This is a genomic window from Methanofollis sp. W23, assembly GCF_017875325.1.
GTDB lineage: Archaea > Halobacteriota > Methanomicrobia > Methanomicrobiales > Methanofollaceae > Methanofollis.
Genome location: NZ_JAGGMN010000001.1, coordinates 1,979,366 through 1,990,748 on the forward strand (window position 1 = coordinate 1,979,366; position 11,383 = coordinate 1,990,748).

General features: G+C 63.0%; 10 protein-coding genes. 3 read left to right on the forward strand and 7 right to left on the reverse strand.

Going from position 1 to position 11,383, the window contains the following annotated elements; translation table 11 throughout:
- Positions 1-6: 6 nt before the first annotated feature.
- Together J2129_RS08385 and J2129_RS08390 are read left to right on the forward strand one after the other, a co-directional pair.
- On the forward strand, positions 7-930 hold the full coding sequence (locus J2129_RS08385; RefSeq protein ID WP_209630427.1) for a hypothetical protein: 924 nt from the start codon (positions 7-9) through the stop codon (positions 928-930).
- 4 nt (positions 931-934) lie between these two features.
- Positions 935-2,302, forward strand: coding sequence for an NAD(P)/FAD-dependent oxidoreductase (locus tag J2129_RS08390; protein ID WP_209630428.1), 1,368 nt, complete (start codon positions 935-937; stop codon positions 2,300-2,302).
- Positions 2,303-3,901: 1,599 nt separating this feature from the next.
- Here J2129_RS08390 and J2129_RS08395 read toward each other — a convergent pair.
- The 5 genes from J2129_RS08395 to J2129_RS08415 all read right to left on the reverse strand — a co-directional run bounded on the left by J2129_RS08395 (position 3,902) and on the right by J2129_RS08415 (position 8,397).
- Entirely contained in the window at positions 3,902-4,060 is a 159-nt protein-coding gene (locus J2129_RS08395) for a hypothetical protein (protein ID WP_209630429.1), read from the reverse strand.
- Positions 4,061-4,126: 66 nt separating this feature from the next.
- Entirely contained in the window at positions 4,127-5,386 is a 1,260-nt protein-coding gene (locus J2129_RS08400) for an ABC transporter permease (protein ID WP_245320694.1), read from the reverse strand.
- Positions 5,341-6,540 carry an ABC transporter permease gene (locus J2129_RS08405; RefSeq protein WP_209630430.1) on the reverse strand — a complete coding sequence of 400 codons (1,200 nt, stop codon included), beginning with the start codon at positions 6,538-6,540 and terminating at the stop codon, positions 5,341-5,343. The genes J2129_RS08400 and J2129_RS08405 overlap by 46 nt, the downstream gene beginning before the upstream one ends.
- Complete coding sequence (locus J2129_RS08410) at positions 6,537-7,220, reverse strand: ABC transporter ATP-binding protein (RefSeq protein WP_209630431.1); 684 nt, start codon at positions 7,218-7,220, stop codon at positions 6,537-6,539. The genes J2129_RS08405 and J2129_RS08410 overlap by 4 nt, the downstream gene beginning before the upstream one ends.
- A complete protein-coding gene (locus J2129_RS08415) occupies positions 7,213-8,397 on the reverse strand; it encodes an ABC transporter permease (protein WP_245320696.1) in 1,185 nt (394 codons plus the stop codon). The genes J2129_RS08410 and J2129_RS08415 overlap by 8 nt, the downstream gene beginning before the upstream one ends.
- A 57-nt stretch (positions 8,398-8,454) precedes the next feature.
- On the opposite strand from J2129_RS08415, the gene J2129_RS08420 reads away from it, so the two are divergent.
- A complete protein-coding gene (locus J2129_RS08420) occupies positions 8,455-8,592 on the forward strand; it encodes a hypothetical protein (RefSeq protein ID WP_209630432.1) in 138 nt (45 codons plus the stop codon).
- An 880-nt stretch (positions 8,593-9,472) separates the two neighbouring features.
- Here J2129_RS08420 and J2129_RS08425 read toward each other — a convergent pair.
- The gene (locus J2129_RS08425) at positions 9,473-10,690 is read right to left on the reverse strand and encodes a phosphoglycerate kinase (RefSeq protein WP_209630433.1); all 1,218 of its coding nucleotides are present in this window, start codon (positions 10,688-10,690) and stop codon (positions 9,473-9,475) included.
- A gap of 14 nt (positions 10,691-10,704) precedes the next feature.
- Positions 10,705-11,382: a V-type ATP synthase subunit D gene (locus J2129_RS08430; protein ID WP_209630434.1), complete on the reverse strand. Its 678-nt coding sequence runs from the start codon at positions 11,380-11,382 to the stop codon at positions 10,705-10,707.
- Position 11,383: the final 1 nt, after the last annotated feature.

Consider the following 11,383-nt stretch of genomic DNA (forward strand, 5'->3'; position numbering starts at 1 on the left):
GAACAGATGCAAGGCGATCTTCGGGAGAAGACCCGGGAAATTGTAACAATAATCCTGCAGACTGCAGGATACGAGGTCGAAGAGGCCGATGAACACTTCGACCTCTCGGCGATAGGCGATGATGACAGTTACGTGGTCCTGATCTCGGACGACCCCCAGGAGATCAAGACATTCTGCCACCTGACCTTCAGGCTCAAGGCCGGGGGGCAGACCGAGATCTGCAGGAAGGTCCTGGTCTCCTTCTCCAGCAGGGCCGCAGGCGACTGCACCTGCTGGGGCGAGGCGGAGATCGCCAGGTACGCCGGCGAGGTCGCCCTGGCCCGGATCTTTGGGAGAAGACTGGTCCTGGATGAACGCGGGCCGGCGACCAGGCAGGAGGGGCAGGCACGGAGCGCCATCCGCCACCTCCCGGTCAAGGTCAGCGACCGTGACGCGGCGATCCTCTCGGGCACGACACGCGGGAAGACCAGGTGCCGGTTTGTCCCGTACTGGTGCTGCCACTGCACAAGCACAGGGTCTCAATCGGTGATGAACAAGGTGGTCTCTTTTGAGAGAGAGCAGCACCAGGGGGTCAACGCGATCAACGGGACCAGGATGGAGATGCACCTCACCGACGCGGTGGACACGACGATGCCTGACGACTGCGAGGTGCTCACCGCAAAGATCCCCCGGGAAGAGGTCGAGGAGACCGTGGTCGCCGACATGATCAAGGACCTCACGCAGCGGGTCAGGTTCAAAAAAGAGGAGGGTGACGCCGTCTTCTACCAGGAAGAGACGCTCAAACCGAAGAGAGAGAACATCACCGCCGAGGTGGCCCTGGTCTATGTCCCGATCTGGCAGGTCGAGGCGAGAGACCGGGTCGTCGAGGTGAACGCCTTCACCGGCGAGGTGATGGGCATGCCCTCAGACGAGGGCGTGGAGATCTTCTAAGGCCATGATCGTCGTCATCGGAGGGGGTCCGGCCGGGCGGTTTGCGGCCGCCAGGCTTGCTCAGGCCGGGCGCGAGGTGGTGCTGGTCGAGCGGGAGGCCATCGGCGGGCAGTGCCTCAACTCGGGGTGCATGCAGGTCTGCGCCCTCAACGATGCCGCACGGACGATGGAGCGGGCCGGGGAGTTTGCAGCGGCCGGGGTGCTCGACGGCGTCCCGCACCTGGCGTTTCCCGCGCTCCTCCGCGAGATGGGAGCGGTCCAGAGGACGATCAGGGGAGTTCTGGACAGGGAGACGCGGGCCGCAGGGGTCGAGGTCAGGTATGGGGCGACCGCCAGGGTCGAGGGGCGAAAGGTCTTCATCGACGATGAGGAGGTCGAGACCGAGGCGGTCGTCATTGCGACCGGGTCGAGACCGGCGGTCCCCCCGCTCCCTGGCACCGACCTCTCCGGGGTCTACACCGCACGCACGCTCCGCACGATGCCGGGCCTTCCCGCACACCTGGTCATCGCCGGCGGCGGGGTCTCGGCGGTGGAGTTCGCCTATATCTTCAGCAGGCTCGGGAGCCAGGTCACGCTCCTCGCACGCCGGAACCTTCTCGGCGGCCTCGACCCAGGACTGCGGCGCCTGGCCCGCAAGGAACTTGCCGGGGTCGAGGTGCGCGAGCACGCCCCGCTCACCAGGATTGTCGGCACCACCCGGGTGGAAGGGGCGCGGTACGGCGGCGAGGCATCAGGGGAGTGCGACGCCGACGCCGTCCTCCTGGCCGTCGGGCTCGTACCCCAGACCTCGATGGTCACCGGGGTGGAGAAGGGGCCGCACGGGGAGATCATCGTCGACGACCAGATGCAGACCTCGGTCCCTGGGGTCTATGCCGCGGGCGACGCCGCCGGCCCGCCGTACCTCACCCCGCTCGCCCGTCTCCAGGGGGTGGTCGCGGCAGAGAACATCCTCGGCCACGAGATGAAGTACGCCCCCCGTGCCGTGCCGCAGGCCATCGCCCTTGCAAACGACCTTGCGTTCTGCGTCGAGGACGGCGACGACGACGAGATCGCCCTCTCTCTCCCGGCCCCGGCAGGCCCGGGTTCCTTCTGGTCGGTCCCGAAGGGCGACACCGGCATGGGCAAGATCCTCGTCGACCCGGAGACCGGGGTGCTCCGCGGGGTCTGGGCGGCCTCGCCCGGCGCCGGGATCACCGCCACCTATCTTGCAGAGGCGATGAGGCGGAAGATGACAGTCTTCGACCTCGAAGACCTCATCGAGGTCCACCCCCTTGCCGACGGCGTCCACGGGCTCTTCGCCCAGGCGGCGAGGCTGATCAGGGAGCGGGAAGCGGACAATAAGCCCCCTGAATCCGGCCCTGGCACGCGATAACCGTCCTGGACCCTGTCATGGAGGTACTCTTCACTCTTTTTTTGCTCTGGAGGCCGTCCCAAAACTACTCTGGCCCAGAAAGCAAGAAGGAACTATGGGGTTTGTAGAATTGGGCATGAACCTCTGGCTCACGCATATGGGATGAAAAATTTCGTCGCTTGATTGCTCTATTTCAAGAGAGGAGAATCGATGGGGATCGTGTTCTGTGGCCGCCCCTCGGCTATCTTCGTCGTGGGGGGCCCGGGGGTGCACCCCCCCGGCGCGAGACGGCAGGAAAATCTCGACAATTGGGGGCGGCCGATCCATCAGAGGAATATTTTATTCTCTGCGTATTAGCTTCAACGGGATATGACGAGTGCAAACTCTCATGCACACCAAAAGAGAGGATCGTCAGGATCATTTTCATGATTAACCCTCCCTCATTCTTGGGGTGAGCGCAACTCACCTCCCTTCCCTCATCTGCTCGCCGGGGGCGAGTGCCGCCCGCACCCCGGGGATGAAGATAGGACCGGGAAGGCACAATCAATCGTCATGAAGAGCGTAATGCCGTTCGCCACCCATCTTCGTGCAGGAAGGGGGGGGCCAGACCTCGCAGAGATGGCCATCCTGAGGGCTTCTCCAGAGCCCTTTTTTTCAGCGCTGGAGAATCTTGCACAGACCTGGTCCTTCATCTCGCTCCATGACAGGCGAGGTTGAACACCCCCTCTTCACCGCTCCCGCCTCCCTTCGTCATGGAGGGTTCCTGGGAGCGGCACCCTGTCAAAGAGCACCATCATCGTAGAGGGACCACGGCAGGATATGCCCATTTCAGCCTCCTTTTCGGGGATATCCAGGCCAATCCGGGCATATTCTGAAGAGATTTTACGAAACTTGCAGAACAAGATATTTTCACGAAATTCTCAGCAGATCATGCCCCTCATCCTGGCCCCTGATGACCTGTATGAGTGGCAATAATATCATTCCTCCTGTACCCGAATATCGGGGCAATATGGCACCTTTAAATCCCATGGATTGTGCTCAGATTTGCAGGGACACAGGGGAGAGGATCAATCTATTTTTCCATCAAATCTCCCCCATCGGACGACCTAATCTACCCCATAATTAGCGAATAAGTCACACATATACGGTTTCAAATTGGCTCTAACAGGATTTAGACGGTTTTTAAGAGCGAAATCTCTCAATCACAGCATAGCACAAGAAGAAACCATTCTGTTGCCACCTCCCCGTCCCAATCTTCATCCCAGGGGCCCGGGGGTCGCGCCCCCGGCGTGATTGTGCGGGAAGGCGATTGAGTCACCCTTGCACCGAGAAGAAGTGAGGGGTTCTACAAAGTTACAAAGCCAAAAATTTGGTTCTGTAGAAATCCTCTTGATGATTCTCTTCGACGGGGGGCTGGCCGCCCCCAGCGAGAAGATGGGGGGAAGGCAGTTGAATCATAGTCGAACCAAAATAACTGAGGGTTTCTACAAAGCCAAAAATTTAGACAAATGGAGTGAGATCGCTCAAAAGATACTGGACCAGGACCGATCGTGAGAAGTAGAATCCATCGCCTTCATCTGCGGGGAACGCAACTCTGGGGTGGCGACGCACCGCTCCCGCTCATTTCTCTCTATTCTTCCTGATCGCTCCGCTCCCCGGCCCGGTGCTGTTGTCCCTCACCTCAAGGAGTGCGGCGATCACCTCCATCGAGTGCCCATCGGCCCGGCGATGAAATCTCGGCGCCCTGAGGCTGAGCCCGTCGATCCTGCGCCTCTGCATTGGCCCCCCCGTATACGTCTGGTAGAGGAGGATCAGGGTCTCTCTATATATGGATTGCGTCTTCGTTCATTCATAACGGAGCGCCTCGATCGGGTCGAGGCGCGAGGCCTTCCAGGCCGGATATACCCCCGAGAGAAGGGCGGTCCCGAGGCCAAACCCCATCCCAAGGAGGACCGACCCGATCCCCTCAGGACCGAGCCCGGTCGGCGCCGTCCCATACCCCGCGAAGATCGTCTCCGCGACCGAGGCGGTGACGGCCATGCCGGTGAGAGTCGAGACCGCCCCGCCGACCAGGCTCCCGGCAACACCCAGGACGAGCGCCTCGTACAGGAACATGCGCATCACCTCGGCGCGCCGCGCCCCGATGGAGCGCATCACCCCGATCTCATGGAAGCGTTCGGTGACCGAGATGATCATCACGTTGAGGATCGAGACCCCCGAAACGAGGAGGGCGACCCCGCCGATCCCGAGGAGAAAGATCGAGATGGCGTCATAGGTCTGGTAGAAGAGTTCGAGTACCTCCCGCGAGTCCTGGACGTCGACCACCTCCTTTCTCCGGTTGAACTGATCGGTGATGGCCTCTTTCACCGCCGGGATATCGCCAAGGTCGGTGACCTTCACCACCACCCGGTCGTACGCCGGTTCTGGGTGGCGCTCGGTGTACCACCCCTGGGTGACGACGACGGCGTAGTCGGGGTTGATGTCGATGGCCATGCCCCGCTCCTCCAGCACCCCCGCGACCCTGACGTCCTCGCCGCCGAGCGTGATCCGCCCGCCTGCCCGCACCTCTGCCTCCTCTGCCAGGAGCGATCCGACGAGGACACTTTTCCCCGAGGGAGGCGGGAGGGCGCCGTCCTCGACCGTGAGGAGGACCGGGATGTCGTCGTGGTGGAGGACGATCACCGGGACATACCCTTTTTTCCGCCCCCTCTCCAGGAGTTCGGCGGTCTGGAATAGAGGCACCGCCTGGTACGGCCCGGCGGCCCGCTCGATCCTGTCCAGGTCACGTTCGGTGAGCCCGCCGGCCAGGGCCGAGCGCGGGTCGAAGGGGTCGCCGCTCGCCGCCGCAAGGTGGGGAGTGACGACCACCGTGTCTGAGACGTCGGCGACGAGGCCTGAGAAGAGGACGATGAGGTTGTTGCCCAGGATCCCGAGGGTGGCGATGGCCGCCACCCCGATGACGATCCCGAGGGCCGCCAGGCCTGAGCGGACCCAGTGGCGTCTGAGGTTCCTGACCGCAAAGGTGAGAAAAATCCCGGCAAAGATCCCGGCCATGCCCTTCACCCTTGCAACGCCTCGATCGGCGTCATCTGTGCGGCCTGCCATGCCGGATACACCCCGGCGGCGACGCTGGTCACCACCCCGAAGAGCATCGCCCCCAGGATGTAGGCAAGCGAGAGGGGATCGAAGACTGTCGCCCCCTCGGCAAAGGTCGTGCCGGCGGTGAAGACTTCGATGGCGGCGAGGCTGATCACATAGCCGCCGACAAAACTGAGGGCGCCGCCGACCAGGCTCCCGACCAGGCCGAGGACAAGCGCCTCGTACAGGAACATGCGCATCACCTCGCCCCGCAGGGCACCGATGGACCGCATCACCCCGATCTCGTGCCTTCGTTCGGTGACCGAGATGATCATGACGTTGAGGATGCTCACCGCCGCGATGACCAGGGAGACCGCCCCGATCCCGAGGAGGAACCGCCCCATCGCGTCATAGATCTCGTTCACCTGGTCGAGGCTCTCGCGCGAGTCGGTGACGTCCACGGTCTCGTCCCGCCGGTTCATGAGGGTCTCCACCGCGGCCTTCACCCCCTCCATCTCGTCAGGGTCGGCGACGGTGATCACCACATAGTCGTAGCCTTCCTTCTGGGGAAACTGCTCCCTGAACCGGTCGCGCTCGATGACGACCGCGTAGTCCGGGTTGATGTCGAAGGCGAACCCGCGCTCCTCCAGCACCCCTGCGACCCGCATCTCCTCGTCGCCCAGGGCGATCCGGCTGCCGGCCCTGATCCCGTACTCCTCTGCCAGGACCGACCCCACCAGGGCGGCCGGCGAACCCGGTCTGAGATGGGTGCCCTCTGAGAGGTCAAGGAGGTCGGGGATGTCCTTGGTCACAAGCCCGATCACCTGGGCATACCCGCCCTCATTGCCGACGCGAAGATCGGCGGCCTCCTCGACGACCGCGACCACCGGGTTCCCCCCGGCCGCCCGCTCGATCCGGTCGACGTCGGTCTCCGAGATGGTGGCGGCCACCATGGTCCTGGGGTCGCCGACAATCCCCTCGCCGCCGAGGGCGGTGTGCGGGGTGATCACCACGGTGTCGCCGACGTCGGCGATGAGCCCGGCGGCCAGGAGGTTGATGGAGTTGCCCATCACTCCAAGGGAGGCGATGGCAAAGACCCCGATGACGATCCCGAGAGTGGCGAGAAACGACCTGACCGTGTGGCGCCTGAGGTTCCTGGTGGCGAAGGAGAAGAAGATCATGCGATCCTGCCGTCGACGAGATGGACCCGCCGGTGTGCGTAGGCGGCGATGTTCGTGTCATGGGTGACCATGATGATCGTCTTGCCCCGCCGGTTCATCTGGGTGAGGAGGTCCATGATCCCCTCGCCGGTGTGAGTGTCCAGGTTGCCGGTCGGTTCGTCGGCCAGGAGGATCTCGGGCTCGTTGATGAGGGCCCGCGCGATGGCCACCCGCTGCTGCTGCCCGCCCGAGAGTTCGGCAGGGCGGTGGGTGTGGAGTTCGGGCTCCAGGCCGACAGCGTCGAGGAGTTCGAGACACGCCTCGTCGCACCCGCTCCGCCGTTCCTTGAGGACGCGGGGGAACTCGACGTTCTCGATGATGTCGAGGAGGGGGATGAGGTTGAACTGCTGGAAGATGAACCCGATGTGGTCGCGGCGCAGGCGGGTGAGGTCGTCGTCTGAGAGGGTGCCGATGTCCTCTCCCTTGATGAAGAGGGTGCCCGAACTCGGGGTGTCCAGGCACCCGATGAGGTTGAGGAGGGTGGACTTGCCAGAGCCCGAGGGGCCCATCACCGCGACGAAGTCGCCGGCCCTGATCTCGAGGTCGACGTGGTCGAGGGCGACGACGTCCCCTGCCGGGAGGGGGTAGACCTTGCTGACGTCCACAAATTTGATGATCGTTTCAGGCTCATGCTCATTCATGGCGCAACGCCTCGATGGGGCTGAGGTGCGAGGCCTTCCATGCGGGGTAGGCCCCTGAGAGCAGACTGGTGGCGATGCCGAAGGCCGCCCCGTACGGGATGGCGATGAGACTGCTGGGTTCGAAGAGGTATTTGGTCTCTTCGAGCATGACGGCGAGGGCGAGGTAGCCGCCGAAGAGGCTGAGGACCGCACCGATGGCGCTCCCCACAAGCCCGAGGAGGAGGGACTCGTACAGGAAAATCCTGAGCACCTCCCCCTGCCTCGCACCGATGGACCTGATCACCCCGATCTCGCGGGTCCGTTCGGTCACCGACATCATCATCACATTGAAGATGGAGACCCCCGCGACGATAAGTGATATCCCTCCGATCGCGGTGGTGAAGGTCGAGATCCGGTTGAAGGTGTCGAGGAGGGTCTCGAGGATCGCTCTGGTGTCGAGGACGTCCACCTCGTCCTCGCGCCGGTTGAGCTGGTCGTCGATGGACGCTTTGACGCTGTCGATCTCTTCGAGGTCAGGGACTTTCACGATGACGAGGTCCCACTCATCGGCATCGTAGAACTCCTGGTAAAAATCGTCTGAGACGATGACCGCACGGTCGGGGTTGATGTCGAACCCGACGCCCCGTTCTTCGAGGATGCCGGTGACCCTGAGTTTCTCTTCGTCGTCGCCGATCCGGATCCTGCTTCCAGGGATGAGGTCGTAGTCCTCGGCGAGGACGGCGCCGACCATCGCCCCCCGCTCGCCCCGCAGGGCGGTGCCGTCGGCCACTTCAAGGAGGTCGGGGAGGTCGGTGGGGCTGATCCCGTAGACCGCCGCCGCGGTCGTCTCCCCGCCGATGACGACCCGGTCGCTCCCGCTCATGATCGGGATGACCAGGTTGGACCCGGCGGCACGCCTGATCTCGTTCACCTGCCGGTCGGTGACCCCGCGGCCGCTCACGGCGATCGGCGGGCCGTCTCCCTCCTCACCCCCGCCGGTGTGGGCGGTGATAACGATGGTGTCGCCGACGTCGGTGAGGGACTCTGAGATCGAGAGGACCAGGCTGTTTCCAAGGATGCCCATCGAGGCGATCGCCGCCACCCCAATGACCACTCCGGTCACGGCAAGGAAGGAGCGGAGCCAGTGGAGCCTGATGTTGCGCCTGGCAAACTGGAAAAAGATCATCCCCCTGTCCATCGCTATTCCTGCCTGGGGGGCGCGGCAATAAACGTGCCGGTGAGGGGTATGAGGGGCATGCTCATCATCTCCAGGGGGTCTCCAGGGGGCACGCTCGAAGAAATTCGTCTTCCCGAGTTCGTCGACGCCCATATCCCCCTGAACCCAGAGAGGACAATCAGGAGGGGACCGCTGAACGAGGGATCAGGCGAGTGAGGTGCACCATCGTGTTGGAGGGTGCCGTCCACTCCAATCGCCATGAGAAGGGGACCAGGGGCCGAAGGCTCCTGGTCCCCACCGATCGTGAGAGAGGAGAAGAGAACTGAAGGGGATCATTCACCGGGGGACTCCGCCCCCGGACCCCCGGCGGAGGACGATTGGTGGAGGATCGCTGAACGAAGGGTCAGGCGAGTGAGGTGCACCGTCGTGTTGGAGGGTGCCGTCCACCCCAATCGCCATGAGAAGGGGACCAGGGGCCGAAGGATTCTGGTCCCCCTCGATCGTGAGGGGAGAAGAGAACTGAAGGGGGTAACTCGCCGGGGGACTCCGCCCCCGGACCCCCGGCGGAGGACGATTGGTGGAGGATCGCTGAACGAGGGATCAGATGAAGAGATTGCATCGTCGTGTTGGAGGGTGCCGTCCACTCCAATCGCCATGAGAAGGGGACCAGGGGCCGAAGGCTCCTGGTCCCCCTCGATCGTGAGAGGAGAAGAGAACTGAAGGGGATCAAATTCTGGTACATCTCTCGCCCACCGGGGACTCCGCCCTCGGACCCCCGGCGGAGGACGATTGGTGGAGGATCGCTGGAAGGGTGGATCAGGCGAATGAGGAGGTTGCACCGTCGTGTTGGAGGGTGCCGTCCACCGCCAAATCGCCATGAGAAGGGGACCAGGGGCCGAAGGCTTCTGGTCCCCCATTACGGAGAGAGACTAAGATAATCACTCAAGAATCCACTCAACGACCCCTTGGCGCTTCCACTCGCTCAAAAGAGAGACGACACTCAAAACCCCGGACCGCCCTCCAACGATCCCCAGGGCACGACAGAGAAGAGAGAACAAAAAATCAACGAGAAAAGACGTGAAGAGGGAGAAGCCCCTCAGCCAAAGATCTCCCGCGACCGCTCCAGTGCAGCGACCGCCGGGAGCTTCTTGCCGGTCAGGAACTCGATACACGCGCCCCCACCAGTGGATATATGGGTGAAGGCTGCCTCAAGCCCCATCTGCTCGACGACCGCCGCGGTATGACCCCCGCCGATCACCGAGAAGGGCACCGTCGACGAAGCCCGCAAGATCTCGAACGTCCCAAGCGAGAAGGCCTGGTCCTCAAAGACCCCCGCGGGGCCGTTGACCACGACCGTTCCCGACGACGAGATCTCCTCGTTCACCGCCTTCAGGGCGTCGGCACCGATATCCATCACCGGCGCCTCATCCGGGATCGACCCGACGGCGTACTCGACCCGCTCGCCGTCCTCGCGGACCGCGACCTGGTCAGGGAAAAGGACCCGGTCGCCGAACCGGTCGAGAAGGGCCTTTGCCTTTGCGACCTCGCCCGTATACTTCAACTGAGCGATCAGATCGGCCGAAGGTGTCCCGATATCGTAGCCTGCCGCCGTGAGGAAGACATTGGCTACGACACCAATGACGATCACCTGGTCGGCGACCCCGTTCTCCAGGACATTCGCCGCCACCGCAATCGAGTCGTCCACCTTCGTCCCGCCCAGGACAAATGTCACCGGCCGCGGCGCCCCTGTAAAGACCCGCGAGAGATTGCTCACCTCGCGCTCCATCAGGAGCCCGCCCGCCGAGCGCATCAGCATGGGCAACCCGACCACCGTCGGCTGTGAACGATGGGCCGTCCCGAAGGCGTCATTGACGAAGATATCCCCCATCGCCGCAAGACGACGAGCGATATGCGTCCCCTTCGCCGCCTCCGGCGAAAGCGTCAGGTTTTCCTCCGCGTTGAACCTGACATTCTCAAGCATCAGGACCTCGCCCGTCCGCAGGGACGTCACCGCCTCCCGCGCCGTCCGGCCGAAGATATCATCGACATACCGCACCGGCCGACCCAGGAGATGGGCGAGCTTCTCGGCATGCCCCTCCAGGGTGGAGAAGTCCTTCTTGCCCGGCCGACTCTGGTGCGTCAGGACGACGACCCGGCTCTCTTCGAGTGCCTTGATCGTCGAAAGATGCTCCCGGAACCGCTTGTCATCCAGGATCTGGTTTGAAGTCGGGTCAATAGGGGAGTTGAGGTCCAGACGGAGCAGGACTGTCTTCCCCTCAGGCGCAAGGTCGCGGATCGTCCCAATCGACGACATAACTCCTCTTCAGTTTACGCAGCAGCCGCAGCTGCGGCCTCGGCTTCAGCCTCTTCTTCAGCCTTCACCAACGCCTTTGCCTTGATCCTCTTGAGACGGAAGAGTTCTTCACGCTCCATCTCATCCAGCCGCATCTTGATGAACGACGCGGCCTCCTTCAGCTCAGGGATCACCTTGAATTCAAGGGCATTCACACGCCGCTTGGTGTGGTCGATCTCGTCCAGCAGGCGCTTCATCGTCGTCTCGATCTCGGCACTCTCGATGATCGCCTCGACAAGGTCCTCGTAGGCCTCGGCCGTCTCATCGATGACCGACTGGCTCCCGAGCACCCCGTATCCGCGATCAAGCAGGTTCTTCCTGACCTTCGCCGCCTCGATCTGAGGGACGACAACGCCCATGATGTTCTTGGACTTCAGGGTGATCTCGGGGTTCTCCTTGACAGAGAAAGCCGCAGCCTTTACCCCGATCGTCCCTTCGACCGTATTTGCAAGGGCGATCATCTCCTGGGCGCGCTGGTACTTGCGCAGCATCTCGCCCCGGGTGTCCTTCGCCTCTTTCAGCACCTTGAAGAACTCAAGGATCAGCCCGTCGCGCTTCATCTTGAGGATGTTGTAGCCGCGCTCGGAGAGCTTGATCTTGCGTTTGATGTCGATCAGCTCTGACCTCGTCGGCTTGACATCTCTAAGCGCCATC